The following is a 26,013-nucleotide window of genomic DNA, read 5'->3' on the forward strand; positions in this document are numbered from 1 at the left end:
GGTCAGATGCGCTCGATGACGGTGGCGATGCCCATGCCGCCGCCCACGCACAGGGTGGCGAGGCCGTAGCGCAGGTCGCGGCGCTCCAGCTCGTCGAGCAGGGTGCCGAGGATCATCGCGCCGGTGGCGCCCAGCGGGTGGCCGAGGGCGATCGCCCCGCCGTTGACGTTGACCTGCTCGGGCGAGAAGCCCATGTCGCGGATGTAGCGCAGGGCGACGGCGGCGAAGGCCTCGTTGATCTCGACCAGGTCGATGTCGTCGGCGGTCAGCCCGGCCTTGGCGAGCGCCTTGCGGCTGGCGGGGGCGGGGCCGGTGAGCATCATGGTGGGCTCGGAGCCGGAGACGGCGGCGGAGACGATCCGGGCGCGCGGCCGCAGCCCGTAGCGCTCGCCGACCTCGCGGTTGCCGATGGCGATCAGGGCGGCGCCGTCCACGATGCCGGAGGAGTTGCCGGCGTGGTGGACGTGGTCGATGGCCTCCACCCAGTGGTACTTCTGCAGGGCGACGGCGTCGAAGCCGCCGGCCTCCCCGATGCCGGCGAAGGAGGGCTTGAGGGCGGCCAGCGTCTCGACGGTGGTGCCGGGGCGGATGAACTCGTCGCGGTCCAGCACGACCAGGCCGTTGCGGTCGAGGACCGGCACGACCGAGCGGTCGAAGAGACCGTCGGCCTGGGCCTTGGCGGCGCGGGCCTGGGACTCGGCGGCGAAGGCGTCGACGTCGGTGCGGGAGAAGCCCTCGACGGTGGCGATCAGGTCGGCGCTGATGCCCTGCGGGACGAAGCCGGTCTCGTAGGAGGTCATCGGGTCGTTGAACCAGGCGCCGCCGTCGGAACCCATCTTGACCCGGGACATCGACTCGACACCGCCGGCCAGCACGAGGTCCTCCCAGCCCGAACGGACCTTGGCGGCGGCCGTGTTGACGGCCTCCAGGCCGGAGGCGCAGAAGCGGTTCTGCTGGACGCCGGCCACCGAGTCGGGCAGGCCGGCCGCCATCGCGGCGACCCGGGCGATGTCGGAGCCCTGGTCGCCGAGCGGGCTGACCACGCCGAGCACGATGTCGTCGATCGCCGCCGGGTCCAACCCGGGGAAGCGGCGGCGCAGTTCCTGGATCAGGCCGACGACCAAGTCGATCGGCTTGGTGCCGTGCAGCGAGCCGGAGGCCTTGCCCCGGCCGCGCGGGGTGCGGATCGCGTCGTAGACGTACGCTTCGGTGGTCACGGTGGGAGCCTTTCGGGGCAAGGGGGTGGGGAGGGAGCGGGGGAAGGTCAGCCGAGGATGGAGCGGCCGACGATCTCCTTCATGATCTCGGTGGTGCCGCCGTAGATGGTCTGGATCCGCCCGTCGGTGAACGCGCGGGCGACCGGGTACTCGCTCATGTACCCGTACCCGCCGTGGAGTTGGAGGCAACGGTCGGCGGTGCGCTTCTGCAGTTCGGTGGCCCACCACTTGGCCATCGAGGCGTCCGCCGGGGTGAGCGCGTAACGGTTGTGCTCGGCGATGCAGCGGTCGACGAAGGCGCGGGTGACCGCGCACTCGGTGGCCAGTTCGGCGATCTCGAAGCGGACGTGCTGGAGCTTGGCCAGCGGCCGGCCGAACGCCTCGCGCTGCTTGACGTACTCGGTGGTGATCTCGACCAGGTACTCGGCCCCGGCGATCGCGGCGGCCGCGATGGTCAGGCGCTCCTGGGCGAGGTTCTGCATCAGGTGGACGAAGCCCTGGTCGAGCCCGCCGAGCAGGTTCTCCTTGGGGACGCGGACGTCCTGGAAGAACAACTCGGCGGTGTCCTGGGCCTTCTGGCCGATCTTGTCGAGGTTGCGGCCGCGCTCGAAGCCGGGCATGCCGCGCTCGACCACCAGCAGGCTCAGGCCGTGCGCGCCGCCCTCGGGGGTGGTCCGGGCGACCACCACGACGAGGTCGGCCAGGATGCCGTTGGAGATGAAGGTCTTGGCGCCGTTGAGCAGGTAGTGGTCGCCCTGGTCGACGGCCTGGGTGCGGATGCCCTGGAGGTCCGAGCCGGTGCCGGGCTCGGTCATCGCGATCGCGGTGATCAGCTCGCCGGTGCAGAAGCCGGGCAGCCAGCGGCGCTTCTGCTCCTCGGTGGCGAGCGAGGTGAGGTAGGGTCCGATGATGTCGTTGTGCAGTCCGATCGCCAGGCCGGAGGCGCCGGCCCGGGCGAACTCCTCGGCCAGCACGGCGGCGTAGCGGAAGTCGGCGACGCCCCCGCCGCCGTACTCCTCGGGGACGGCGAGGCCGAGCAGGCCCTGCCGCCCGGCGGCCGTCCAGGCCTCGCGGTCGACGATGCCGGCCTTCTCCCACCGGTCGTAGTGCGGCAGCACCTCCTTGGCGAGGAAGGCCCGGACGGTGGCCCGGAAGTCCTCGTGCTCGTCGGTGAAGAGGTCGCGTTGCACGGCGGCTGGCTCCTTGGGGGGTGAGGGGGTTCAGGCGGTCGGCGGTGCGTCCAGCGCGGGCACGCCCCAGTCGCGGGCGACCTCGGCGGTGTCGGCGCCGGGCGGGGACGGCGGACGGCGCAGCGCGCCGGGGGTGGCGGAGAACCGCGGGGCGGGGGCGGGCTGGGTGACGCCGTCCACCTCGACGTAGGTCGACCGGGCCACCAGGTGCTCGTGCGCATGTGCCTGACGCATCGTCAGGACGGGTTCCACGCAGGCGTCGGAGCCGGCGAAGACCTTCTCCCAGGCGGCCCGGGGGCGGGTGGCGAAGCGGGTGGCGATCAGGGCCCGCAGTTCGGGCCAGCGGGCGGTGTCCCACTGCCCGGGGGCGTCCGGGCCGAGTTCCAGCAGCCGGGCGAACTCGGCGTAGAACTGCGGCTCCAGCGCGCCGACCGCGAGGTGGCCGCCGTCCGCGGCCGGGTAGACGGCGTAGAACGGCGCGCCGCCGTCGAGCAGGTTGACGCCGCGCCGGTCCTGCCAGCGCCCGCCGGCCAGCAGGCCCTGGAGGACGGCGGTGAGGTGGGCGGCGCCGTCGACGATGGCGGCGTCGACGACCTGGCCGGTGCCGGTGGCGCGGGCGTGGTGGAGGGCGGCGAGCAGGCCGACGACCAGGTAGAGCGAGCCGCCGGCGTAGTCCCCGAGCAGGTTGGCGGGGACGGCGGGCGGCGCCTCGGGGGCCCCGTCCGCACCTCCGGCGCCGCTGGCGGCGACCAGGCCGAGCGCGCCGGCCACCGCCGTGTACCCGATGTCGTGCCCGGCCCGGGCGGCCAGCGGCCCGTCCTGCCCCCAGCCGGTCATCCGACCGTAGACCAGCGCGGGATTGCGGGCCAGACAGGCCTGCGGACCGATGCCGAGGCGCTCGGCGACGCCGGGCCGGTACCCCTCGATCAGCAGGTCGGCCCGGGCCGCCAGGTCGAGCACCCGGGCGGGCCCGTCGGGGGACTTGAGGTCGACGACCACCGAGCGCTTGTTGCGGTTGGCGACGTCGTAGGCCGGGTCGATGGCGAGCAGCGAGGGCTCGGGCCGGTCCACCCGGACCACGTCGGCCCCGAGGTCGCCGAGCAGCATGCCGGCGAACGGCCCCGGCCCGATCCCGGCGAGCTCCAGCACCCGGACCCCGGCCAGCGGCCCGCCACTCCCGCTTACTCCGCTGTCGTGCACGACCGCCGCTGCCCCTTCGAGATCAGGTCTGACAGTAAAGCTGTCACACTCGCGATGATAGGGAAGCGACCCGCCGGTAACAAGGCCTTCCCCTCTCGACGCCAGGCTTGACGATTCCTTGACGCACTCCGTGCAACCCCGACCACACAGGGTGCGTCGGTACACCAACGGACGGCCGGGTACGGTCGTCCCCGGCGGGAGGGATCCTGACGTCCCGTCGGAGCCGGAGGAAGGAAGAGAGCACCCGCACATGGTCTACCCAGGGTTCACCACCGGGCCGGTCGCGCCCAGCAGCTCGCCGTTCGCCAAGCCGACCCCCGGGCCGACGCCGACCCCTGGGCCCGTCGCCCCGGCCGCCGGACCGTACGCCAAGCCGTCCCCCACCCCGTCCCCCACTCCCGGCCTGGCCCCGGGCTCGGTCAGCACCCGGCTCGACCGTCCGTACGAACTCAACGCCTCCGCCGGCATCGCCCGGCAGATCGCCGGCGACCTCGACAAGGCCAACGGCAAGGGCGGCAACAACCTCGGCGAGCACGCCTCCACCGCCGCCGGGAAGATCCGCGGCTTCGCCTTCGGCGGCGCCCTCACCGGCTCCACCGAACGCTGGCTCCAGCAGTGCAAGAGCCTGCACGACAAGCTCACCGGCACCGCCGACAACCTGGACGCCACCCAGCGCTCCTACCACGCCAACGAGACCTCGACCGCCGGCCGGTTCACCCAGCCCGGCCGCTGACCGGAGCACCAGAGCACCGGAGCACCGGAGCACCAGAGCACCGGAGAAAGGCAACAGGGAACACCATGGTGTCCTTCAAGGAACTCCACGAGGCCGACTTCGCCGGCGTCACCGAGACCGCCGAGGCCTGGTCGAAGATGGCCACGGCCCTCGACGGCCTCGACAACCGGGTCGGCCGCGACCTCACCGGCACCCCGCAGCGGGCCGGCTGGGAGGGCCCCGCCGCCGTCCAGGCCGGCGCCACCCTCAAGACCGTCGACACCGACTTCACCCAGGCAGCCGGTGTCGCCCGGGCCCTCGCCGCGATCATCCGCGACGCCGCCGAGGACTTCACCGCCGCCCGCAAGGACCTCGACACGGCGATCCACGACGCCGAGACCCAGACCATGACCGTCACCCCCGACGGCGAGGTCCGCTGGCCGCCGATGCCCGGCTCGCGCAACGACCCCGACGCCGGGGCGGCCGTGAAGAAGTACGACGACGAGATGAAGGGCAAGGCGCAGGCGATATCCGACCGCCTCGCCCAGGCCGTCCGGAAGGCCGCCGCCGCCGACCAGCGCGCCGCCACCGCCCTCCGGACCGACATCGGCACCAGCACCACCGCCTTCAATCCCAAGCCCTACGGGGGCGGCGACGCGGCCGACGGCCGGCGCGCCGCCGACCTCATGGCCAAGGGCGGCAGCCTCTCCGACGCCGAGCTCAAGCGGCTCCAGGACCTCATGGCCACCGGCGCCGGCTCCAAGGACTTCGCGACCAGCCTGCTCAACAGCCTCGACGCGGGCGGCAAGGGCGGACCCGAGGCGCTGCTGGACTACACCAAGGTCTACGGCGACCTCGCCCACGGCAACCGCAACGCCCAGCAGTACCAGGACGTCTACGGCAGCCTCGCCCAGGTGCTCGCCACCGCCACCAAGGACGGTGGCATGGGCGGACGCTGGGAGGACGACCTGCTCAAGTCCGCCCGCAGGCCAGGCGGTTCGGCCGCCGGGTACAACGACAACTACCGTGCGCTCACCGAACTCATGGGCACCGGCGGCGATTTCGACAAGCCGTTCCTCAAGAAGGTCGGCGCCGACCTGGTCGACTACGAACGCGGCAGCAAGCTCAAGGGCGAGGAGCTCTGGAGCCCCGACTTCACCGCCGTCACCGGACGCCAGGGCGACCCGGTGCGCGGCCTGATGAAGGCGCTGAGCCGCAATCCCGAGGCGGCGAAGGAGTTCTTCGACCCGGCCGCCGGAAAGAACCTCGACTACCTGCTCAAGGACCGCGCCTGGCCCAACCAGGGCTACGAGCAGAAGCAGCCCGACGCGCTCGCCCGGGACACCTCGCGCGGCGCCCTCGGTGACGCCCTCCAGGCCGCCACCACCGGCCGCGACCCGCACGGCGCCCAGCCGGCGGCGCACCCGCACGACCCGGCGACGGCCCGGATCATGGACCAGACCCTCAAGGCCTTCGGCGGCGGCAAGGCCGGAGGCGAGAACGACCTGCCGGCCGGACTCCGCCACCCGTTCGCCGAGATGATCGCCGACTATGCGCCGGACGTGCACGAGATCCTCGGCAAGGAGCTGCACGGCCCGTCCAAGCCCGACGGCCTCACCGTCAGCCGCGACCAGCTGCTCCGCGTCGCGCGCGGCACGCTGGAGGATCCGGCGTCCTTCGCGATCATCCACCAGGCCGAGACCCGCGAGGTCGCCCGTCAGCTCGACGCCTTCGGGCCCGGCGCGTTCACCCCCGACGCCACCGGCCGGCCGAACGCCACCTACACCAGCGTCGTCCACAACGCCGCCGGCGCCCTCGGCGCGCTGGACGCGATCTACGCCGACAGCGTGATGGACCACGCCGACGCGGACAAGGCCGAGAACGCCTGGAAGGCCAAGATGGCCTACCACGTGATCGGCACCCCGGTGAACATGATCACCCAGCCGCTCGGCGACATCGGGCAGCGGCTGGTCGACGTCGGGACCTCCAAGTGGCTCGAAGGCGCCAACGGCGGCATCGACACCGCCGTCCAGGGCGACCTCAGCACGCGGTTCTCGGTGGGCCGGGAGCAACTGATGGCGATGATCGACGAACGGGCGCTCCAGACCGGCTACACCGGCGACCTGGACGCCGACTGCGGCATCCCCAAGCAGCTCCGGGACGAGACCAAGGTGTACTACAACACCTCGATCGACCAGGCCTACCGCTCCACGCTGGGCCGGGGGTGACGGGGATGAGGGGAACGACGACGGAACACGACGGTCCCGGTCCGCTGGAGCGGGCCGACGAGGCGCTCAGCCGGCGCGGGTTCACCACCCGGGGGCTGCGGCTGCGGGCGGCGGGGGTGCTGCTGGCGATCGCGGCCGGGGCGTCCGGGGTCCTGCTGTACAACCTGACCAACGCGTTCGGGCCGGACACCGTGTGCGGCGGCGCGGCGACCGCCGACGCCGTGCACGACGCCCTCGGGCCGGGGCGGATCAGCGAGGACAAGTCCGCCGGGTACTCGCCGACCGCCGTCGACCCGGCCGGCTCCTGCGTCGCGACGGTCCGGTACGGGCTGTTCGGCACGTCCGAGCGGAACATCTCCTTCAAGACCGTCATGGACACCGGCACCGGCCCCCGGACCCCGCCGACGGCGCGCCTGTTCTCCGGCGGCGGCACGGCCGGCGCGGTGACCGGGTCCGGCGCCTGGGCGCTCCTCCCCGAGGGCTGCCCCACCGGGCTGCGGACGGCGGTCGGGCTCGACGGGAAGAAGCCGGACGGCGACCGGTCCACGGAGCTCGCCCGGCTCGCCGTCGCGTACGCCGACCGGGCCGCCAAGGCGCGCAACTGCGGGACCGGGGCGCTCACCGGCCCGAAGGAGCTGTCCCCGGCGGGCGCGGAGCAGCCGGTGGACCCGGCGAAGGTGTGTGGCCTCCCCGGCTTCGCCCCGGTGCGGAACGAGGCCGTCCGCGACGAACTGCGGCAGCGGTCCTCCGGCGCGCTCGCCCCGGTCTGGTCCTGCGAGCTCGGCCGGACCTGGGGCGACGACGTGCTCGTGTCCTTCGGGATCACCACGGACCCGCGGGTCATGGGCCCGCAGCCGCCCGGGCGCGGTGGGCAGGCCTACGGGCGGTCGACCTGGTTCGGGCGGGACACCGTGGTCGCCGATTGCCAGGGGAAGCCGACGTACTTCCACCTGGAGTCCGAGCTGGTCGCGTCGACGGGCCGGGACAAGGTGTTCCAGGACGACAAGGCGCTCTGGACGCAGTTCCTCGCCGCCGGTGGTGCGGCGATCGGTTGCGAGCCGATCGTGCCGTAGCGGTCCTCCCCCGGGACTGCGCCTCCCCCCGCCGGATCCCCCCGGCGGGGGAGGCGGATCCGGTCTGCGGAGGACGTGCGGGCGGGCGGGTGCGCGGGAGCGTGGGGGCATGACCTCGACACTCTCGCTCACCCCGGCGGCCCCGGCCGCCGCCGCTCCGGTCGGCCGGCTGCGGGCCGTGACTGCCGGTCTGGCCGTCGCCGCGACCCTGCCCTATCTCACCCTCAAGCTGCTCTGGCTCACCGGCCACCCGGTCGGGGCCGGGGACCCCGAAGCCATGGACGACCTGTGGCTGGTCAACCTGCTGACCTTCGGCATGGACGCCATCGCCGTGCTCCTCGCGCTCGCCTTCGTCCGGCCGTGGGGGCGGCGGGCGCCCGCCGGGCTGCTGGCCTTCCCGATGTGGGTGGCGACCGGGCTGCTCGGCACCATCCTGGTCGCCATGCCGCTGTTCCTGCTCGTCACCCTGGTGCTCGGCCCGGAGCAGAACGTCCCGGCCGACCCGGCCGGCGGGCTGGACGACTGGGTGTTCCCCCTGGTGTACGGCGGGTTCTCGATCCAGGGGCTGGCGCTGATCACCGGGTTCCTGCTGTACGCCCGGCAGCGCTGGGCCGGACTGCTGCGCGAACGGATCGGCGACCTGCCCGGCTCCCCCACGCTCACCGTCCAGCGGGCCTTCGCCGGGGTGGCCGCGCTGCTCGCGGCCGGGGTGGCGACGGCCCGGCTGTACTGGGCGGGCGGCGGGACGGCCGGGCTGCCGCTGGAGTGGCGGGAGCACCGCGGCCGGGGCGTGGCCGTCATGGACGTGGTGACGGCGGTGATGGCGGTGGCCGCGGTGGCGGCGCTGCTGGTGCTGGTGTTCCGCGCCCGGCCGGGGTGGCGGGTGCGCGGGCCGCTGGCGGTGGTGTGGACGGCGGCCGGATCGCTGTTCGGCTGGGGGTCGTGGCAGTTGGTGGCGTTCGGGACGACCACCGACGTGGCCGATCTGCGCCGGGCCGTGCCCGGGCTGCTCCCGCTGGTGGAGTCGGTGCAGGTGCTCACCGGGCTGCTGGTGCTGGCGGTGGGTGCGGTCGCGCTGGTCGAGCGGGCCTCGGCTGCGGCGGCCACCGCCGCCACCGTTCCGGACACCGCCTGGGACCTCGTGACCGCGGCCCCCGCCGGGCGTGCTGACGTAGAGTCTGCTCAGTGATCATGGGGGCGGGGGCCACGGACATGAGTGGGACGGCGGTACGGCGCGCGGTGGGCGCGCTGGTCGGACGGCGGGCGCGGCTGCGCTGGGTGCACCTCGTCCTCGGCGGCGCGCTGCTGATGCCGTACTGGCTGCTCTCGGCCGTCGCCCTCGGCAGCCTGAACCGCGACCACCCGCCGCTGACCCAGCTGATGCTCCAGCTCGCCGCGCTCGGCACCTCGCTGCCGATGGCCGCCGTCACCGCGCTGGTGCCGACCGTCCGGGCGCTGGAGGGTGCGGCCGCCCGGGCGCTGTGCGCGCCGGAGCGAGCAGAGGAGGTGGCCACCGGTCCGGCCCGGTCCTGGGCGGCCCGGCGGCGGACCGCCGGCTGGTACGTGCTGCACCTGCTGTTCGGCGGTGTGGTCAGCGGGATGACGCTGGCCGGGACACCGTTCGCGGCGCTGCTGATCCTCCGGCCGACCGGCCTGGCCGAGTTGGTGCGGTACTGGGAGGACCGCGGCATCCCCGGCTGGCTGCCCGGTCCGCTGCTGGGCCTCGCCCTGCTCGCGCTGATCGTCGGCACCAGCGCCGGTCTCGGCGCGCTGTTGGCCCGCTGGGCGCCGGTGCTGCTCGGCCCGACCCCGGACGAGCGGCTGGCCGTCGCCGAACGGCGGGCCGCCGTCCTCGCCCAGCGCAACCGGCTGGCCCGCGAACTGCACGACTCGGTCGGCCACGCGCTGAGCGCGGTCGGCATCCAGGCCTCGGCGGCGGCCCGGGTGCTGCGGTCCGACCCGGAGTTCGCCGCCGAGGCGCTGGCCGCCATCGAGGAGACCGCGCGCGGCGCCGTCGCCGAACTGGACGCGGTGCTGGGCCTGCTGCGCGAGGAGGAGCAGGCCGAGTCGACCGTCGCCGGGCCGACCCTGGCCGGACTGGACGACCTGCTGCGCCAGCTGGCCCGGACCGGGGTGGCGGTGGACGCCGAGCTGGCCCCCGGCCTGGACCGGCTGCCGGCCGCGTTCTCCCGCGAGGCGTACCGGATCGTCCAGGAGGGCCTCACCAATGTGCTGCGGCACGCCGGGCCCGCGCCGGCCCGGCTGCGGGTCGGGCCGGCCGGCGGACGGCTGGAGATCGAACTGACCAACCCGCTCGGCCCGGCCCGGCCCAGCCGCCCCGGCGGCGGGCGGGGGCTGCGCGGGATCGGCGAACGCGCGGCGGCGCTGCGCGGCGGCTGCGAGGCCGGGCCGGCGGACGACGGGACGACGTGGCGGCTGGCCGTCTGGCTGCCGGTGGGAGGAGAGCAAGGATGAACGGGTCGAACGGGTCGGGCGGAGTCGGAGCGCCGGGTGGGTCCGCGGACGCGCCGGTGCGGGTGGTGATCGCCGACGACGAGCGGCTGGTCCGGATGGGCCTGCGGGTGGTGATCGACGCCGAACCGGACCTCACCGTGGTCGGCGAGGCCGCCGACGGCGCCGAGGTCGTCCCGCTGGTGCGCGAGCTGCGGCCGGACGTGGTGCTGATGGACGTCCGGATGCCCGGCATCGACGGCATCCGGGCCACCGAGCAGCTGGTCGGCGGGATGGCGGAGCCGCCCCGGATCCTGGTGGTCACCACCTTCGAGCACGACGACCACGTGTACGACGCGCTGCGGGCGGGGGCGGCCGGGTTCCTGCTGAAGCGGGCCCGGGCGGAGGAGATGGTGCAGGCGGTGCGGCTGATCGCGCGCGGCGACTCGCTGCTGTTCCCGGCGGCCGTGCGCGAGCTGGCGTTGCGCTACGGCTCGTCCGGCGGGGCTTCCGGGGGCCGGGACGGGAGCCGGGACGGCGGCCGGGCGCAGGGGCCGGTCGGGCGGCTCACCGAGCGGGAGGGCCAGGTGCTGCGGCTGATGGCGGCCGGGCTCAACAACGCGGAGATCGCGGCGAAGCTCGTGGTCAGCCAGGAGACGGTGAAGACGCACGTGGGCAGCGTGCTCGCCAAGCTGGGCGCGCGGGACCGCACCCAGGCGGTGATCACCGCGTACGAGTCGGGGTTCGTCCTGCCGGGCTGAGCAGGGCGGGGCCGGGCTGAGCAGGGCAGGGCCGGGCAGGGCAGGCGGGGCCGGGCTGACGCAAGGTGTCCGGAAGGTTGACGGAACGTTTCTTTCATCCCACCACTACCGGCGGGTAGAGTGCGATCTTCCCCCCGACCGTCCGATACCTCCCGTATCGCCTGAAACGAACCTGGTGGCCGTATGACAGTCCGGACCAGCCCGGCGCTCTGGTGGCGCGCCGGCATCGTGCTCTCCGCGTTCATCGGCCTGACCCTGCAGACCTCGCCCCTGGTGTACTTCACCATCCAGAGCAATGTGATCGTGCTCGGCTACTTCATCGGCGCGGTCTACTGGATGGTCAAGCGCGGCACCACCGACGCCCCCGCGCCCCGGCTGCGCGGCGCCGCCACGCTGTACATCCTGATCACCGGCCTGGTCTCGCACGTCGTGCTGCAGCACGGCGCCAGCCCGCTGCCCGGCCTGTTCGACGGGCCGGACAAGCTCCAGCACTGGTCGTCGTTCTTCGTGCACTACGTGACGCCGGTGCTGGTGATCGTCGACTGGCTGGTGTTCAAGCCGCGCAACGCCTCCGCCTGGCGGGACATCCCGCTCTGGCTGGCGTTCCCGCTCGGCTACGCCGCGATCGTGCTGACCCGCAACGCGCTGTTCTCGAACTACCCGCTGCCGTACCCCTACTTCTTCTTCGACCCGACGACCGAGGGGTACGGCTACGTCTGGGGCCAGATCGCCCTGCTGACGGTCGAGTTCACGGTGCTGGCCGCCGCCGTGGTCGGCCTGGACCGGCTGGGCACCCTGATCGCCGGCAAGCTTCGCCGGGACGCCCCCGCCGAGGTCTGACCCCCTCCCCCGCCCCCGCGGCGGCCGACTCGGATCCGCCGGGCTCAGATCCGCCAGGCACGGATCCGGTCGGCCGCCGCGAACACGTCCGCCCGTCCCTCGGCGACGTCCCGGGCCAGCTCCACCAGCGCCCCGTACGGCGGGTCGACGCCCTCCCCGGCGGCGTGCATGTACGCCGCCGTGGTCATGCAGGCGTAGAGGTTGTTGCGCACCGGCAGCGGCCGCAGCAGCACGATGGTGTGCATCAGGGTGGCCGCGCACCAGGCCGGATCGGCGTCGTGGCCGAGCTGCGCGGTGTTCACCCGGTGCCGGGCCACGGCCGCCTGCAGGGCCGAGTAGTCCCGCACACTGAGGTCCTCGGGCGAGGCCTGTTCCTGGACGTCGAGCAGCCAGCGCAGATCGACGCGCAGCAGCGTCAACGCGGCACCCCCCACCCGGTCGTTCCCACTCAGGCGGCCGGCGCGTCCTCCGGGAACGCCTGGTCGAACTCCTCGCGGTGCGCGTTCCAGAACGCCACCGCGTGGTCGACGAACTCCCGCCGCTGCTGCTCCCGCACACTCAGGTCGTGCACATAGGCCTTGACGCTCTTGCCGTCGGCCGCCGCCGCCGCGCGGATGGCGGCGAGTTCATGCTCGGTGTACTCGATATTGAGCGCTGGCATGGCGCCGATGGTACTGGAGCGTACGGGAGTTGGGTACCGAGCCGGCGACCCTGACGCCACCCCCGAGCCCTCCCTGACGCACCGTCCGGTCCCCGTACGCCCTCCGGCGGAGCCGGGCGGGGTCCGGCGTACGCCCCGGGTCCCGGTGCGGACCGCTCCACGGGTGGACGTGCGGGCGCGGGGCGGATCCGTACCGTCGGTGGTGGGCGGCGGACGGGTTCCGCGGGGGAGGCCCGAACCTGGTGAACGGCACACGGCGGAGGGCCGAGATGGGAATCGGGAGCAGGACGGCACGGACGGCCGGGATCGCGGCGGTGGCGCTGGCGATCACGGCCGGGACGGTCGGCGCGGCGGGGGCCGCACCGTCCGGGGACGAGGCCGGGGACGGGGGTCGGCCGGGCGTCGGCCGGCTGGACGGCGTCTGGCGGACGGACGGGTACGGGACGCTGGTCGAGATCCACGGGACCACGCTCACCACGTACGACACGACGCGGATCAGCTGCACGCCGGGCTGGATCGGCGCCGAACAGGTCGGCGCGCCCGGGCCCGGCGGCGGCGTCCGGTACGGGCGGACCGGGGTGAAGTACGGCGAGTTCACGATCACGCCCCGGGGCCGGGACCGGGCCGTGTACAAGGAGGACGGCGCCCCCTCGATCAGGAACCTGGCCCGGCTGCCCGGCGGCCTGCCGGCGCTCTGCGGGCAGGCCGCGCCGCAGGACGCGCTCTCGGTGTTCGACCGGTTCTGGGCGACCTTCGAGGAGAACTACCCCTTCTTCGCCGCCAAGGGGGTCGACTGGCGCGCCGAGGGCGCGAAGGCCCGGGCCCTGCTCAACCCGCGGAGCAGCACCGACGACCTCCAGAAGGTCATCGCCGACCTGCTCCGGCCGCTCGGCGACGCGCACACCGGGCTGGGCCGCAAGCAGGGCGAGCACTGGAAGGGCGTGTTCGCCGGGATCCGGCCGGGCACCGAGGAGCCCACCGACCGGGTGCGGGAGCAGGCGGCGCAGGCCGTCGCCGCCCAGCTCCTCGCTCCCGAGCGGACCTTCGGCGGCGGCCTGCTGGGCGTCGGCGAACTCCCGGGCGGCGTCGGCTACCTACGGGTGAGCGGCTTCGACGGGTACGTCGAGGACGCGAGCTACCAGGACCAGGCCGCCGAGCTGGACAAGGCGCTGGACGCGCTGCTCGCCCACCCCGAACGGCTGACCGGCCTGGTGATCGACCTGCGGCTGAACGGCGGCGGCTCGGACTCGCTGGGCCTGCGGATCGCCGCCCGGCTCACCGACCGGTCGTTCCTGGCCTACCGCAAGGTGGCCCGCAACGACCCGGCCGACCCGACCCGCTTCACCGCGCCCCAGTCGATCCGCGTCCACCCGGCGACCGGGGCCACCCGCTTCACCGGGCCGGTCGCCCTGCTCACCGCCGGGTCGACGGCGAGCGCGGGCGAGACCTTCACCCAGGCGATGGCGGAGCGGCGCCCGGCGCCGGTCCGGATCGGCGAGAACACCCAGGGCGTGTTCTCCGACATCATGTACAAGCCGCTGTCGGCGGAGCTGACGGCCGTGCTGCCGAACGAGGAGTTCCGCACGCCGGCCGGCAGCACCTACGACGGCCCGGGCATCCCGCCGGACGTCCGCACGCCGGTCTTCACCCCCGAGGAGCTGAACCAGCGCCGGGACTCCGCCCTGACCGAGGCCCGGCGAATCCTCGCCGGCGGACAGACCGCGTCCGGCACACCGGCCGCGTCCGCCCGGTAGGGGCCGCGCCCGACGCACAGGCCGCACCCGTCGGGTAGGGGCCGTCACATCGGGTCCACCGCCCTCAGCTCGCCGTCCAGCTCCAGCCAGCGGGTGATCCCGAGCCCGCGCAGGAACGGCACGTCGTGGCTGGCCACGATCAGCGCGCCCTGGTAGGCGGCGAGCGCCTGGGTGAGCTGGCGGACGCTGGCCAGGTCCAGGTTGTTGGTCGGCTCGTCGAGCAGCAGCAGCTGCGGCGGCGGGTCGGCCAGCAGCAGCGCGGCCAGGGTGGCGCGGAACCGCTCGCCGCCGGAGAGCGTGCCGGCCGGCTGGTCGGCCCGCCCGCCGCGGAACAGGAACCGGGCCAGCCGGGCCCGGACCGCGTTGTCCCCGGCGCCGGGCGCGAACAGCTTGACGTTCCCCACCACCGTCAGCGCGTCGTCCAGCAGGTCGAGCCGCTGCGGGAGGTGGCGCAGCGGCACCGGGGTGGTGACCTCGCCCGCCGCCGGGGCGAGTTCGCCGGCGATGGTGCGCAGCAGGGTGGTCTTGCCGGAGCCGTTGCGGCCGACCAGCGCGATCCGCTCGGGGCCGCGCAGGTCGAGGTCGGCGAGGATGCCGTGCGGCAGCCGGACCTTGTCCAGGGTGAGCACGGTGCGCCCGGCCGGGACGGCGGTGCGGGGCAGGTCGATCCGGATCTCGGCGTCGTCCCGGACCGCCTCCTCGGCGGCCGTCAGCTTGCGCTTGGCCTCCTCCAGCCGCTCGGTGTGCATGCCCTGGAGGCGGCCGGCCGTCTCCTGGCCCTGCCGTTTGAGCTTGCCGGCGAAGATGTGCGGGTCGTTGCGGGTGACCGAGCGCTTCTTGCCGTAGCTGGCGCTGCGGTCCAGCCGCAGCCGGGCGTCGGCCAAGTCCCGCTTCTGGCGCTGGACGTCCGCCTCGGCGTTGCGCAGCAGCCGCTCGGCGGTCTCCTGCTGGGCCGTGACGGTGCGCTCGTACTCGTCGAAGTTCCCGCCGTACCAGGTGACCTGGCCGTCCCTCAGCTCGGCGATCTGGTCGACGTGCCGGAGCAGCTCGCGGTCGTGGCTGACGATCACCATCACGCCGCCCCAGCCGGCCACCGTCTCGTAGAGCCGCTCGCGGGCGGCCCGGTCGAGGTTGTTGGTCGGCTCGTCGAGCAGCAGGACGTCGGGGCGGCGCAGCAGCAGGGCGGCCAGCCGCAGCAGGACCGCCTCGCCGCCGGAGAGTTCGCCGGTGGTGCGGTCGAGGCCGAGCCGCTGCAGGCCGAGCCGGTCGAGCAGGGCGCGGGCGCGCTCCTCGACGTCCCAGTCGTCGCCGACCGCATCGAAATGGCGCTGGTCGGTGGAGCCGGCCTCGATGGCGTGCAGGGCCTCGCGGGCGGCCCGGACGCCGAGCGCCTCGTCGACCCGCAGGCCGGTGTCCAGGGTGAGGCCCTGCGGCAGGTAGCCGAGCTCGCCGGCCACCTTCACCGTGCCCGAGGTGGGGGTGAGTTCGCCGGCGAGCAGGCGCAGCAGGGTGGACTTGCCCGCGCCGTTGAGCCCGATCAGCCCGGTGCGGCCGGGGCCGACGGCGAGGTGGAAGCCGTCGAGCACGGGCCTGCCGTCCGGCCACTCGAAGGAGAGCTCGGTGCAGAGGAGTGACGTGGTGGGTTGTGCCATGGAAGCCTCCCGGGGGTTGCCGGATGAGCCCTTGGGGTGCCGGGGCGCGTGGGCGCCGGTCACCGGGCGTGGTCGTGGAGCAACACGGGGAGACACCGCGGGTGCGGGCGGGACCGGGGAGGGAGGGCCGGAAGGGGCGCCGGGATCGTCAGGAGGACGGGCGTCGCCGGGCCGGCTCACCACTGAGGTCGGGCACTCGCACACTCACGGACCGCGCCGGGCGACATGCTGGGCATGCGCGTGGCGCGTCGGGGGCGGTGTCTCGGGACCTCAGTAGAGCAACGGCCTTCTCCTGTTCTGGCGGGTGGCGAGGACCACGCTACGGAGGCCCCCGGAGGCGTGCAACCGGTTTTTTCAGTGCCGATCGGTGCCGATCGCGTGCCGATCCGGTGACAGCCCGGTCGCGGTCCGCCCGGGACGGCCGGGAGCGTCCGCCGCGCATGGCAGACTCCTCCCCTGCCACACCCGTCACGCCTGCGGCCCGTCCGCCGTACGGCCCGTGGCGTGCATTCACAGGGGGAATTGAACTCATGTCACCGATATCCCGGGCGACGCGTGCCGCGCTGGGCGCCTCCGTCGTCGCGCTGACCATGGTCGTCGCGACCGCGTGCGGCCCGGAGAACAGCGATCCGGCCGCCGCCCCGTCCGGCGGGACCACCGTCGCGGCCACGGCCGGCGCCACCGACAAGCCGGGCCTGCCGCCGATCAAGCTGCCCACCGCCGACGAGCTCAAGAAGTGGAGCTTCGAGGACTGGGACAAGTGGGCCCAGCAGAACGTCATCACGCCGGCGGTCAAGGGCTTCTGGGACCTGCAGAAGATCCTGAAGGCCAAGCCGTACAAGCCGGGCCCGGGCAACCAGCCGACGGCGCAGCCCACCGCGCAGCCGACCAGCGCGGCGCCCGCCCAGCCCACCAGCGCCGCGCCCGCACCCGCGCAGCCCACCAGCGCCGCACCCGCGCAGCCCGGCGGCGGCTCCGGCGGCGGCCAGAACGACCCGCAGCCGAAGCTGGTCGAGATGAAGCCCGTCCCGCACCCGTTCGCCAAGCCGGCGCACGTGAACGGCAAGCTGTTCTTCCAGGACGGCAAGCAGGAGTACGTCTGCTCCGGCACCGTCGTCTCCGACCCGGCCAACCCGGGCAAGAGCAACCTGGTGTGGACCGCCAGCCACTGCCTGCACGGCGGCAAGGGCGGCAAGTACCACACCAACATCACCTTCGCCCCGGCGTTCAACAGCAGCGGCGCGGTGAGCGGCGGCAAGCAGGCCTCGCTGGCCGACGCCGAGCCGTACGGCGAGTGGGGCGCGGTCGCCGGCATGGTCGCCCCGCAGTGGACGGCCGAGGCCGACCCGGAGAACGGCGGCCCGTGGAGCCAGTACGACTTCGGCATCCTCAAGGTCGCCAACCCGGACGGCAGCGCCAAGTCCCTGGAGGAGGTCGTCGGCGGCTCGGTGCCGGTCTGGTTCAACGCCCCGCGTGAGCAGATCGCCTCGGTCAGCACCTACGGCTACCCGGCCGGCAAGCCGTTCGACGGCATGGAGCTGGAGCACTGCGAGGCCGGCAAGCCCGCCCGCCGCTCGATGGACCCGGCCCGCCCGACCATGCTGATGACCGGCTGCAACGGCACCGGCGGCGACAGCGGCGGCGGCTGGTTCACCACCAAGGACGGCAAGCAGGTGCTGGTGTCGGACACCTCCATCGGCGGGTCCGACAACACCTGGGAGGCCGGTCCGTACCTGGACGACGTCGCCCAGCACGCCCTGGAGTACTTCTCCAAGAAGAGCAAGTGAGCGAAGGGCGAGTCGGCGAAGAGCGAGTGACGTCGGTCACCAACTGAGCCGCGGGGCGGGGCGGACACCACCGGGGGATGTCCGCCCCGCCCCGCACCGCGTCCCGGCCCGCCTAGAATCGGGACCATCATGAGCGCCACACTCGTCGTCAAGGACCTCGCCGCCGGCCACGGCGAGCGCACCCTCTTCTCCGGCCTGGACCTGGTCGTCGCCCCCGGCGACGTGATCGGCCTGGTCGGCGTCAACGGAGCCGGCAAGTCCACCCTGCTGCGCCTGCTGGCCGGCCTGGACACCCCGGAGGGCGGTTCGCTGCGGCTCAGCCCGGCCACCGCCAACGTCGGCCACCTCCCCCAGGAGCCGGAGCGCCGCGACGGCGAGTCGGTCCGCGACTTCCTGGCCCGCCGCACCGGCGTCGCCGCCGCGCAGGCCGCGCTGGACGAGGCCACCCAGGGCCTGGTGGACGGCGTCCCCGGCGCCGACGACGCCTACGCGGCGAGCCTGGACCGCTGGCTGGACCTGGGCGGCGCCGACCTGGAGGAGCGGGCCGAGGAGGTCGCCGACACGCTCGGCCTCAAGGTCTCGCTCGACCTGCCGATGACCGCCCTCTCCGGCGGCCAGGCCGCCCGGGCCGGCCTCGCCTCGCTGCTGCTCTCCCGCTACGACGTCTTCCTGCTCGACGAGCCCACCAACGACCTCGACCTGGACGGCCTGGAGCGGCTGGAGTCCTTCGTCAAGGGCCTGCGCGCCGGCACCGTGCTGATCAGCCACGACCGCGAGTTCCTGGCCCGGACGGTGACCAAGGTGCTGGAGCTCGACCTGCACCAGCAGCAGGTCAACCTGTACGGCGGCGGCTACGAGGCCTACCTGGAGGAGCGCGCGACGGCCCGCCGGCACGCCCGCGAGGAGTACGAGGAGTACGCCGACACCAAGGCCGGCCTGGAGGCGCGGGCCCGGATGCAGCGGGGCTGGATGGAGCACGGCGTGCGCAACGCCCGCCGCAAGTCCTCCGACAACGACAAGATCGGCCGGGCGCAGCGCGCCGAGTCCACCGAGAAGCAGGCGTCGAAGGCCCGGCAGACCCAGCGGATGATCGAGCGGCTGGACGTGGTCGAGGAGCCCCGCAAGGAGTGGGAGCTGCGGATGGAGATCGCCACCGCGCCGCGCTCCGGCTCGGTGGTCGCCACCCTGCGCGGGGCCGTCGTCCGGCGCGGCGACTTCGCCTTCGGCCCGGTGGACCTGCAGATCGACTGGGCGGACCGGGTGGCCATCACCGGCGCCAACGGCGCGGGCAAGTCCACCCTGCTGGCCGCCCTGCTGGGCCGGCTCGAACTCGACTCCGGCAGCGCCGTGCTGGGCTCCGGCGTGGTGGTCGGCGAGGTCGACCAGGCGCGCGGACTGTTCCTCGGCGGGGAGCCGCTGGCGGACGCGTTCGCCGCCGCCGTCCCGGAGCTCACGCCGGAGGAGGTGCGCACCCTGCTGGCCAAGTTCGGCCTGAAGGCGGTGCACGTGATGCGCCCGGCCGGCACCCTCTCGCCCGGCGAGCGGACCCGGGCGGCGCTCGCGCTGCTCCAGGCGCGCGGGGTGAACCTGCTGGTGCTGGACGAGCCGACCAACCACCTGGACCTGCCCGCGATCGAGCAGCTGGAGTCGGCGCTGGGCTCGTACACCGGGACCCTGCTGCTGGTCACGCACGACCGGCGGATGCTGGACACCGTCGCGGTGAACCGGCGGCTGGAGGTCCGGGGCGGGCGGGTGCACGAGCTGTAGACGCCCGTTCACCGGGGAGGAGGTCCAGACCTCTTCCCCGGTGCGCCGTCATGTGCTGTGCTGTCGGCCATGGTTGACAGCACAGTTGACAGCGCCGTTGACGGCGCAGTGGCCGAGGGGACGCCGTACCCGAGCGTCCCGCTCCGCCCGATGACGGTGCCCGCCCACGAGGCCGAGGCACGCAGCAGGTCCTTCCACGACGTGATGGCGCAGCGGCGGACCGTCCGCGACTACTCGACCCGGCCGCTCCCGGACGGCGTCGTCGAGTGGGCGATCCGCACCGCCAACACCGCGCCCAGCGGCGCGCACGTCCAGCCCTGGCGGTTCGTGGTGATCACCGACCCGGAGCGCAAGCGCCGGCTGCGCGAGGCCGCCGAGGCCGAGGAGCGCGAGTTCTACGCGCACCGGGCCTCCGAGGAGTGGCTGACCGCGCTGGCGCCGATCGGCACCGACTGGCACAAGCCCTTCCTGGAGGACGCGCCGGCCGTGATCGTCGTCTTCGAGGTGCACAAGGGCCCGCACTCGCCGCGCCCGTACTACACCAAGGAGTCGGTGGGGATCGCGGTCGGCCTGCTGCTCGCCTCCCTGCACCAGGCGGGCCTGGCCACGCTGACGCACACGCCGAGCCCGATGAAGTTCCTCAACGAGGTGTGCGAACGGCCGTTGGAGGAGCGGGCGGCGTACGTGATCCCGGTGGGCTACCCCGCGGAGGGGGCGCGCGTGCCGGATCTGCAGCGCAAGGAGCTCGACGAGGTGCTGGTCCGCCTCTGACGCGCCCCCGGGCGTGAGATGGTGTAACTGTTGCGATGCATCGCAACGGACGCGATGTCGCGTAACTTGCGCAAGGCGGTGGTAATAGGCGCAAGGCGGTGGTGACAGGTACAGGACGTCGACATAATCGCTGCCATGAGCCACGTCATGCCACAACCGTGCGGCAACGTGCCCGCCGCACCGCCCCAGGCCGTCGCACCGCCCCCGGCGCCCGTCGCGCGGTACTCAGCCCCGGTCACCCCCGGCCGGCCGCCGGAACTCCTGCGGCCGGCCGGCGGGATCACCCTGACCCGCCGCTCCCCCGTCCACGCGCCCGCGCTCAACGCCGCCGTCCGCGCCAACCTCGACCACCTGCGCCCCTGGCTGGAGTGGGCCACCGAGGCCCCCACCCCCGCCCTCACCGCCGAGCTGACCGAGGCCGGTTCGGCCGCCTGGGACGCCGGCACCGACTTCATCTACCTGGTCGGCCTGGACGCCGAACCCGGCCGGGTGATCGGCTCGTTCGGCCTGCACGGCCGGATCGGCCCGGGCGCGCTGGAGCTCGGCTACTGGGTGAGCGCCGAGCACGGCCGCCGCGGCATCGCGACCGCCGCCGCCCGGACGGTCACCGAGGCGGCGCTGGCCCTGCCCGGGATCGAGCGGGTCGAGATCCACTGCGACCAGGCCAACGACGCCAGCGCCGCCGTGCCGCGCCGGCTCGGCTTCCGGCTGGACCGGGTGGTGGCCGCGCCGGTGCGGGCGCCGGGCGAGACCGGCCGGAAGCTGATCTGGGTCACGGAGCGCTGAACGGCACCACGACGCGCCGGTCAGTACCGGTCGCCGGTGGGCGCGGGCAGCGCGTCCAGCTCGGCCAGGTCCGCCGGCGACAGCACCAGGTCGGCCGCGGCGGCGTTCTCCACCAGGTAGCGCGGCGTCTTGGTGCCCGGGATCGGCAGCACGTACCGCCCCTGCGCCAGCACCCAGGCCAGCGCCACCTGCGCGGGCGTCACCCCGACCCGGGCCGCGAGCTCCCGCACCTTCGCCACCAGCGCCAGGTTGGCCTTGAGCGCGTCCTGCTGGAACCGCGGCAGGGTGCGCCGGAAGTCGTCCGCCGGCAGCTCGTCGAGGGAGGTGACGCCACCGGTCAGGAAGCCCCGGCCGAGCGGCGAGAACGGCAGGAAGGCGATCCCCTCGGCCTCGGTGTACGGCAGCACCTCGGCGAGCGAGTCCCGGGTCCAGAGCGACAGTTCGTTCTGCACGGACGCCACCGGGTGGACCGCCCGGGCCCGCTTGATCTCCTCCACCGTCACCTCGGAGAGCCCGATCCGGCGGGCCTTCCCGGCCGTCACCGCCTCCGCGAGCGCGCCCCAGGTCTCCTCGATCGGCACCTCCGGGTCCACCCGGTGCAGCTGGTACAGGTCGACGTGGTCGGTGCCGAGCCGGCGCAGGCTCTCGTCGATCGCCCGGCGGACGTGTTCCGGCCGGCCGTCGCGGCCGATCCGCTCCTCACCCGTGCCCGGCACCAGGCCCACCTTGGTGGCCAGCACCGCGCGCTCCCGGTACGGGCCGGCCAGCGCGGCGCCGACCACCTCCTCGTTGCTGTACGGGCCGTAGATGTCGGAGGTGTCGATCAGCGTGACGCCGAGGTCCAGCGCCTGCCGGATCACCCGGACGGACACCTCGTCGTCACGGTTGCGCAGGTCGTAGGCCCAGGTCATCCCCATGCAGCCGAGACCGACGACTCCGACCTCGGGACCCTCGCTGCCGAGCGTGGCGTTGCGCATGACGTACTCCTCCGTGACGTTCCCACCGTGTTGCGGATCAACGAGGAACAGCCTCTCCCTTAGAGTGCGCTCTAGGTCAAGCGATTCGTTCAAGACCCCGCGCCACCCCCCGGCCGACACTGCCCGCATGACGGAACAGAACTTCACCCCTGCCCTCGGCCGCCTCGGCCCCACCCGCCTCTACGACCCGCTGATCACCCTGACCCGCGACCGCCTGTGGCGGAGCCTGCTCGCCATGCACGTCGCACCACGGCCGGACGAGGTGATCGTGGACGTCGGCTGCGGGACCGGCAGCACCGCCCTGCTCCTCCAGCGCGTCGAACCGCGCGCCCGGATCATCGGTGTCGACCCCGACCCGGCGGTGCTGGCGGCCGCCCGCCGCAAGACGCCCGCCACGGGCACCGGCACCGGCACCGACCCGGAGTGCGCCGGCCCGGAGTGGCGGGTCGGCTTCGGGGACGCGGTCGCCGACCTCCTCGGCGCCGGGACGGCCGACACCGCCGTCTCCAGCCTCGTCCTCCACCAGTGCCCGCTGCCGATGAAGCGGGCGATACTCGCGTCCATGCACGCCGTGCTGCGGCCCGGCGGCCGGCTGGTGATCGCCGACTACGGCTGGCAGCGGACCCCGGCGATGCGCCTGGCGTTCCGCACCGTCCAGTTCGCCGACGGCAAGGCGGACACCCAGCCCAACGCCGACGGCGTGCTGCCCGGGCTGATCACCGAGGCCGGGTTCCGCGATGTCCGGGAGGCCGAGGTGGTCTCAACGCTCACCGGCTCCATCTCGGTCCACGTCGCCCACCGCGGCTGACCGGCGACCGTCCTCGGCCACCGCGCGCAGTGCCGCCGAGACCACGGACGGGGTCAGCCCCAGCATCTCGCGCATCCACCGCCCGAGGTGGGCCTGGTCGGCGAACCCGCCGGCCAGGGCCGCCTCGGCGGGCGTCCGCCCCTCGTCCAGCGCCCCGACTGCCAGCGCCAGCCGCCGCCAACTCCGCCACCGGGTCAGCGGAATGCCCAACTGCGCCTGCGCCAGCGCCCGCAGCCGCTGCGGCGAGAGCCCGACCCGCGCGGCCAGCTCGGCCGCCGGCAGCCGCCCGTCCGGGTACTCCGCCAGCCGCTCCGTCAGCAGCTCCAGCGCCGCCCGCAGCCGCGGGTCCAGCCCGGCCGACGCCACCGCCCCGGCCGGCCGGAGCTCCGCCTCGTCGAGCCCGCGCAACTCGGGCGCCACGGTGACACCGCCCCCCGCGCACCGCGCCCGCAACCGGTCCGCGAACGCGCAGTGCGGGTCGACGAAGTACGTCACCACCATCGGCGCCCGCTCCAACCGGTGCCACACCATCGGCGGCACCACCACGGCCGCCCCCCGATGCCGCACCCCGTCCGCGTCCGCCACCACCACCTCCCGCCCCGCCCCCACCACGACCTGGAACGCGCCATGCCGGTGCGCCGAACCATCCCCGACCGCCCCCCGGTACACCGCGTACCCCTCCCACACGGCGAACCGCCCCGATCCCGTCATGCCCGCAACCTTAAAGTCCGGCGTCCCGCCCAACTCGGCGATCAGCCGGGGCGGTCGGCAGCTGCGGATCCGCCCGCGAGGTCACGACCGGCGCTGTTCGCCATCCGCCCACGGCCTCGGCCGGTGCCATTCGCTCTCCGGCGGCACGCCGTCCGGCCAGGCGAAGCTCAACTCGCCGCTCATCGCGGCGACCAGCCACTGGGCGAGGCTGACGCCCTGCCGCCAGCAAGCACCGTCGGCGTTGGACCACATCGCGCCGTCGGGGTCACGGAAATCGATCATCGACCACATCGTGCAGCCCCAATCGTAGAGCGGCACCACTCCGGCCGGCACTCTCCCCGTGGGGTCCGGCCCGTGCTCGTAGGCCTCCGCGATGTGCTCGTGCCACTGCCCCACATCGACCGGTAGGACGCCGTCGCCGGGCCCGAAACCGCCGTTGGAAACCTCGGTGTAGAGGCGCCGAAGGAGGGCAGGGAAGGCCAATCCGATGACACGTTCCGCCTCGACGACGGCCCCCGGTGGCACGGGCGGGGCCGCCTTCCGTTCGCTGGCGATCCTTCGGCAGGCTTCGATGATCTCGTCGTCCGTCACCGGGCGATCGTAGGTGCCGGCTCCGACGAACGTCGGAAACCTTAAAGTCCGGGTAAGGCTTGCCGTGAGCGGGCTTTGATGCCCCGAAGGTTCTTGACGTGCCCAGGTGGTCTAGTCCAGGTTGATGGTCAGCACCGCGCACTCCCCCACCGGACCACCCCGCTGACGCCGTCCGCCCCGCGCCTCCTCCCCCCTTCGCGCGGCGGGTGGCGGGCCCCGTCCCCCCGAGAGGCACCCCCATGCCACGCGCGCCCCACGACGCATCCGTCGGCGTCCCCGTCGACGCACCCGGCCGGCACCGCCGGTCGGCCGCCCGCACCAAGCTGATCGGTCTGGCCGCCGCCGTCACGCTGGCCGGTGGCGGTCTCGCGACCCTCGCCGGGAGCGCCGGCGCCGCCGACGGCAACCTGCTCGGCAACCCCGGGTTCGAGAGCGGCTCGCTCGGCCCGTGGAGCTGTTCGGGCGCCACCGGGAGCATCGTCAACTCGGGTGCGCACAGCGGGACGTACGCGCTGCGCGGGAACGTCGGCAGCAGCGACACCGCGCAGTGCGGGCAGAGCGTCGCGGTGAAGCCGAACACCACGTACACGCTGAGCGCCTGGGTCCAGGGCCAGTACGTCTACCTCGGCGCGACCGGCAGCGGCGTCACGGACCCGGGCGTCTGGACGCCCGGCGGCGCCGGCTGGCAGCAGCTGTCCGCCACCTTCACCACCGGGCCGGCCACCACCAGCGTCAACGTCTACCTGCACGGCTGGTACGGGCAGGGCGCCTACCTGGCCGACGACGTCACGCTCGGGGGCCCCGGCGGCACCCCGACCACCCAGCCGCCCACCACGCCCCCGACGACGCCGCCCACCACGCCGCCGACCACTCCCCCCACCACGCCGCCCACCACCCCGCCGCCGAACGTCGCGCTGCCGGTCGCCCCGTACATCGACATGGGCGCCTGGCCCACCCCGTCGCTGCCCGCGATGGCCAAGGCCGGCAACCTCAAGGCCTTCACCATGGGCTTCGTCACCGCCGTCGGCTGCAAGGCCAGCTGGTTCAACGCCTACGACCCGCGCACCGGTTGGGCCAAGGACCAGATCGACGCCCTGCGCGCCGCCGGCGGCGACGTCAAGCTCTCCTTCGGCGGCGCCAGCGGCACCGAACTCGCCGCCGCCTGCGGCACCGTGGACTCACTTTTCGCAGAGTATGACGCGGTCGTGAAGGCCTATAACCTCCGTTATGTCGACTTCGACATCGAGGGCGCCGCGATCGCCGACACCGTCGCCAACGACCGCCGCTCCGCCGCCCTCGCCAAGCTGCAGAAGGCCCACCCCGGCCTCAAGGTCTCCTTCACCCTGCCCGTCCTGCCCGAGGGCCTGACCAGCGAGGGCGTCGCCATCGTCCGCTCGGCCCGGGACGCGGGCGTGGACGTCGACATCGTCAACGTCATGGCGATGGACTACTACCGCGCCGGCACCGACTACGGCGACGCGGCCGTCCAGGCGGCGCAGTCGCTGTTCGGCCAGCTCAAGGCGCTGTACCCGGCGAAGGGCGACGCGCAGCTGTGGGCCATGGTCGGGGTCACCCCGATGCTCGGCGAGAACGACGACCACCAGATCTACAACCAGGCGGACGCCCAGCAGCTGGTCGCCTTCGCCCGCCAGCACCACCTCGGCGAGCTGGCCTTCTGGGACGCCACCCGGGACGCCAACGCCTGCACCGGCGGGCTGTTCAAGTGCACCAACATCCCGCAGCAGCCGTACGAGTTCGCGAAGATCTTCGCCCAGTACACCGGCTGACCAGGCCCGACGCGCGCGCCGGCGGTTCCGTTCGCGGGACCGCCGGCGCCGTTTATTCGAGCATGCGTTCCCGGAAGATCGGTTAAAGTCCTCCCCAATGCCCGGGAGTAGCGCAGAGGCGGCGCGTCACCTTCCGCAGGGTGGAGAACGTCGGTTCGACTCCGACCTCCTCGGCAGAGCCGGTCCCGTAGCGCAGCGGCAGGCGCACCACCTGAGCAGGGTGGGACACGTCGGTTCGACTCCGACCGGGACCGGCACCACGGAACAGCGCACGGCAGCCCGGGGGCGA

23 protein-coding genes and 2 tRNA genes are annotated in these 26,013 nt (G+C 73.9%); 16 read left to right on the top strand and 9 right to left on the bottom strand.

The window, feature by feature from the left end:
* Positions 1-2: 2 nt before the first annotated feature.
* Genes AB0N76_RS13695 through AB0N76_RS13705 form a run of 3 tightly spaced genes read right to left on the bottom strand, consistent with a single transcriptional unit; the run spans position 3 to position 3,607 of the window.
* Entirely contained in the window at positions 3-1,217 is a 1,215-nt protein-coding gene (locus AB0N76_RS13695) for an acetyl-CoA C-acetyltransferase (protein WP_363556536.1), read from the bottom strand.
* Positions 1,218-1,264: 47 nt separating this feature from the next.
* Complete coding sequence (locus tag AB0N76_RS13700; protein WP_363556538.1) at positions 1,265-2,407, bottom strand: acyl-CoA dehydrogenase family protein; 1,143 nt, start codon at positions 2,405-2,407, stop codon at positions 1,265-1,267.
* Positions 2,408-2,437: 30 nt separating this feature from the next.
* Positions 2,438-3,607 (bottom strand): CaiB/BaiF CoA-transferase family protein, encoded by a 1,170-nt coding sequence (locus AB0N76_RS13705; protein ID WP_363556540.1) that lies wholly within the window; start codon positions 3,605-3,607, stop codon positions 2,438-2,440.
* A gap of 250 nt (positions 3,608-3,857) precedes the next feature.
* Here AB0N76_RS13705 and AB0N76_RS13710 point away from each other — a divergent pair, with 250 nt between their 5' ends.
* The 7 genes from AB0N76_RS13710 to AB0N76_RS13740 all read left to right on the top strand — a co-directional run bounded on the left by AB0N76_RS13710 (position 3,858) and on the right by AB0N76_RS13740 (position 11,672).
* On the top strand, positions 3,858-4,340 hold the full coding sequence (locus tag AB0N76_RS13710) for a hypothetical protein (protein ID WP_363556542.1): 483 nt from the start codon (positions 3,858-3,860) through the stop codon (positions 4,338-4,340).
* Between the two features lie 65 nt (positions 4,341-4,405).
* Positions 4,406-6,547: a hypothetical protein gene (locus tag AB0N76_RS13715; protein ID WP_363556544.1), complete on the top strand. Its 2,142-nt coding sequence runs from the start codon at positions 4,406-4,408 to the stop codon at positions 6,545-6,547.
* A 5-nt stretch (positions 6,548-6,552) separates the two neighbouring features.
* Positions 6,553-7,620: a hypothetical protein gene (locus AB0N76_RS13720; protein WP_363556546.1), complete on the top strand. Its 1,068-nt coding sequence runs from the start codon at positions 6,553-6,555 to the stop codon at positions 7,618-7,620.
* Between the two features lie 109 nt (positions 7,621-7,729).
* The gene (locus AB0N76_RS13725; protein WP_363556548.1) at positions 7,730-8,809 is read left to right on the top strand and encodes a hypothetical protein; all 1,080 of its coding nucleotides are present in this window, start codon (positions 7,730-7,732) and stop codon (positions 8,807-8,809) included.
* Between the two features lie 23 nt (positions 8,810-8,832).
* On the top strand, positions 8,833-10,095 hold the full coding sequence (locus tag AB0N76_RS13730; RefSeq protein ID WP_363556550.1) for a histidine kinase: 1,263 nt from the start codon (positions 8,833-8,835) through the stop codon (positions 10,093-10,095).
* Positions 10,092-10,832, top strand: a complete 741-nt coding sequence (locus AB0N76_RS13735; protein ID WP_363556552.1) for a response regulator transcription factor — start codon at positions 10,092-10,094, stop codon at positions 10,830-10,832. The genes AB0N76_RS13730 and AB0N76_RS13735 overlap by 4 nt, the downstream gene beginning before the upstream one ends.
* Before the next feature lie 183 nt (positions 10,833-11,015).
* Positions 11,016-11,672, top strand: a complete 657-nt coding sequence (locus tag AB0N76_RS13740; RefSeq protein WP_363556554.1) for a Pr6Pr family membrane protein — start codon at positions 11,016-11,018, stop codon at positions 11,670-11,672.
* A 44-nt stretch (positions 11,673-11,716) separates the two neighbouring features.
* Here the strand turns inward: AB0N76_RS13740 and AB0N76_RS13745 are convergent, their stop codons facing one another.
* Positions 11,717-12,091, bottom strand: a complete 375-nt coding sequence (locus AB0N76_RS13745) for a toxin Doc (RefSeq protein ID WP_363556556.1) — start codon at positions 12,089-12,091, stop codon at positions 11,717-11,719.
* Positions 12,092-12,120: 29 nt separating this feature from the next.
* A complete protein-coding gene (locus AB0N76_RS13750; protein WP_363556558.1) occupies positions 12,121-12,333 on the bottom strand; it encodes a hypothetical protein in 213 nt (70 codons plus the stop codon).
* Positions 12,334-12,602: 269 nt separating this feature from the next.
* On the opposite strand from AB0N76_RS13750, the gene AB0N76_RS13755 reads away from it, so the two are divergent.
* Positions 12,603-14,087 carry a S41 family peptidase gene (locus AB0N76_RS13755; protein ID WP_363556560.1) on the top strand — a complete coding sequence of 495 codons (1,485 nt, stop codon included), beginning with the start codon at positions 12,603-12,605 and terminating at the stop codon, positions 14,085-14,087.
* Between the two features lie 44 nt (positions 14,088-14,131).
* Here AB0N76_RS13755 and AB0N76_RS13760 read toward each other — a convergent pair whose 3' ends face one another.
* The gene (locus AB0N76_RS13760; protein WP_363556562.1) at positions 14,132-15,739 is read right to left on the bottom strand and encodes an ABC-F family ATP-binding cassette domain-containing protein; all 1,608 of its coding nucleotides are present in this window, start codon (positions 15,737-15,739) and stop codon (positions 14,132-14,134) included.
* Positions 15,740-16,269: 530 nt separating this feature from the next.
* Here AB0N76_RS13760 and AB0N76_RS13765 point away from each other — a divergent pair.
* The 4 genes from AB0N76_RS13765 to AB0N76_RS13780 all read left to right on the top strand — a co-directional run bounded on the left by AB0N76_RS13765 (position 16,270) and on the right by AB0N76_RS13780 (position 20,850).
* Entirely contained in the window at positions 16,270-17,526 is a 1,257-nt protein-coding gene (locus tag AB0N76_RS13765) for a hypothetical protein (RefSeq protein WP_363556564.1), read from the top strand.
* A 129-nt stretch (positions 17,527-17,655) separates the two neighbouring features.
* Complete coding sequence (locus tag AB0N76_RS13770) at positions 17,656-19,293, top strand: ABC-F family ATP-binding cassette domain-containing protein (protein ID WP_363556566.1); 1,638 nt, start codon at positions 17,656-17,658, stop codon at positions 19,291-19,293.
* A 69-nt stretch (positions 19,294-19,362) separates the two neighbouring features.
* Complete coding sequence (locus AB0N76_RS13775; RefSeq protein ID WP_363556568.1) at positions 19,363-20,064, top strand: nitroreductase family protein; 702 nt, start codon at positions 19,363-19,365, stop codon at positions 20,062-20,064.
* A gap of 135 nt (positions 20,065-20,199) precedes the next feature.
* Complete coding sequence (locus AB0N76_RS13780; RefSeq protein ID WP_363556570.1) at positions 20,200-20,850, top strand: GNAT family N-acetyltransferase; 651 nt, start codon at positions 20,200-20,202, stop codon at positions 20,848-20,850.
* A 20-nt stretch (positions 20,851-20,870) separates the two neighbouring features.
* Here AB0N76_RS13780 and AB0N76_RS13785 read toward each other — a convergent pair whose 3' ends face one another.
* Positions 20,871-21,827, bottom strand: coding sequence for an aldo/keto reductase (locus AB0N76_RS13785; protein ID WP_363556572.1), 957 nt, complete (start codon positions 21,825-21,827; stop codon positions 20,871-20,873).
* Between the two features lie 127 nt (positions 21,828-21,954).
* On the opposite strand from AB0N76_RS13785, the gene AB0N76_RS13790 reads away from it, so the two are divergent.
* Positions 21,955-22,635, top strand: a complete 681-nt coding sequence (locus tag AB0N76_RS13790) for a class I SAM-dependent methyltransferase (protein ID WP_363556574.1) — start codon at positions 21,955-21,957, stop codon at positions 22,633-22,635.
* Here AB0N76_RS13790 and AB0N76_RS13795 read toward each other — a convergent pair.
* Complete coding sequence (locus AB0N76_RS13795) at positions 22,588-23,346, bottom strand: AraC family transcriptional regulator (RefSeq protein ID WP_363556576.1); 759 nt, start codon at positions 23,344-23,346, stop codon at positions 22,588-22,590. The two genes, AB0N76_RS13790 and AB0N76_RS13795, sit on opposite strands and share 48 nt — an antisense overlap.
* Positions 23,347-23,427: 81 nt before the next feature.
* Positions 23,428-23,937: an SMI1/KNR4 family protein gene (locus AB0N76_RS13800; RefSeq protein WP_363556578.1), complete on the bottom strand. Its 510-nt coding sequence runs from the start codon at positions 23,935-23,937 to the stop codon at positions 23,428-23,430.
* A gap of 239 nt (positions 23,938-24,176) precedes the next feature.
* Between AB0N76_RS13800 and AB0N76_RS13805 the strand changes: the two genes are divergently transcribed.
* The 3 genes from AB0N76_RS13805 to AB0N76_RS13815 all read left to right on the top strand — a co-directional run bounded on the left by AB0N76_RS13805 (position 24,177) and on the right by AB0N76_RS13815 (position 25,978).
* Entirely contained in the window at positions 24,177-25,724 is a 1,548-nt protein-coding gene (locus tag AB0N76_RS13805) for a carbohydrate binding domain-containing protein (RefSeq protein WP_363556580.1), read from the top strand.
* A gap of 101 nt (positions 25,725-25,825) precedes the next feature.
* Positions 25,826-25,899, top strand: a tRNA-Arg gene (locus AB0N76_RS13810).
* Between the two features lie 6 nt (positions 25,900-25,905).
* Positions 25,906-25,978, top strand: a tRNA-Ala gene (locus tag AB0N76_RS13815).
* Positions 25,979-26,013: the final 35 nt, after the last annotated feature.

Origin of the sequence: Kitasatospora sp. NPDC093806 (assembly GCF_040683335.1) — a bacterium.
Classification (GTDB): Bacteria; Actinomycetota; Actinomycetes; order Streptomycetales; family Streptomycetaceae; genus Kitasatospora.

Bases quoted from the DNA above. Each gene is read 5' to 3' on its own strand.
- AB0N76_RS13710 (WP_363556542.1), top strand. From the start codon at position 3,858: ATGGTCTACCCAGGGTTCACCACCGGGCCGGTCGCGCCCAGCAGCTCG.
- AB0N76_RS13715 (WP_363556544.1), top strand. From the start codon at position 4,406: ATGGTGTCCTTCAAGGAACTCCACGAGGCCGACTTCGCCGGCGTCACC.
- AB0N76_RS13720 (WP_363556546.1), top strand. From the start codon at position 6,553: ATGAGGGGAACGACGACGGAACACGACGGTCCCGGTCCGCTGGAGCGG.
- AB0N76_RS13725 (WP_363556548.1), top strand. From the start codon at position 7,730: ATGACCTCGACACTCTCGCTCACCCCGGCGGCCCCGGCCGCCGCCGCT.
- AB0N76_RS13730 (WP_363556550.1), top strand. From the start codon at position 8,833: ATGAGTGGGACGGCGGTACGGCGCGCGGTGGGCGCGCTGGTCGGACGG.
- AB0N76_RS13735 (WP_363556552.1), top strand. From the start codon at position 10,092: ATGAACGGGTCGAACGGGTCGGGCGGAGTCGGAGCGCCGGGTGGGTCC.
- AB0N76_RS13740 (WP_363556554.1), top strand. From the start codon at position 11,016: ATGACAGTCCGGACCAGCCCGGCGCTCTGGTGGCGCGCCGGCATCGTG.
- AB0N76_RS13750 (WP_363556558.1), bottom strand. From the start codon at position 12,333: ATGCCAGCGCTCAATATCGAGTACACCGAGCATGAACTCGCCGCCATC.
- AB0N76_RS13755 (WP_363556560.1), top strand. From the start codon at position 12,603: ATGGGAATCGGGAGCAGGACGGCACGGACGGCCGGGATCGCGGCGGTG.
- AB0N76_RS13760 (WP_363556562.1), bottom strand. From the start codon at position 15,739: ATGGCACAACCCACCACGTCACTCCTCTGCACCGAGCTCTCCTTCGAG.
- AB0N76_RS13765 (WP_363556564.1), top strand. From the start codon at position 16,270: ATGTCACCGATATCCCGGGCGACGCGTGCCGCGCTGGGCGCCTCCGTC.
- AB0N76_RS13770 (WP_363556566.1), top strand. From the start codon at position 17,656: ATGAGCGCCACACTCGTCGTCAAGGACCTCGCCGCCGGCCACGGCGAG.
- AB0N76_RS13775 (WP_363556568.1), top strand. From the start codon at position 19,363: ATGGTTGACAGCACAGTTGACAGCGCCGTTGACGGCGCAGTGGCCGAG.
- AB0N76_RS13780 (WP_363556570.1), top strand. From the start codon at position 20,200: ATGAGCCACGTCATGCCACAACCGTGCGGCAACGTGCCCGCCGCACCG.
- AB0N76_RS13785 (WP_363556572.1), bottom strand. From the start codon at position 21,827: ATGCGCAACGCCACGCTCGGCAGCGAGGGTCCCGAGGTCGGAGTCGTC.
- AB0N76_RS13790 (WP_363556574.1), top strand. From the start codon at position 21,955: ATGACGGAACAGAACTTCACCCCTGCCCTCGGCCGCCTCGGCCCCACC.
- AB0N76_RS13795 (WP_363556576.1), bottom strand. From the start codon at position 23,346: ATGACGGGATCGGGGCGGTTCGCCGTGTGGGAGGGGTACGCGGTGTAC.
- AB0N76_RS13805 (WP_363556580.1), top strand. From the start codon at position 24,177: ATGCCACGCGCGCCCCACGACGCATCCGTCGGCGTCCCCGTCGACGCA.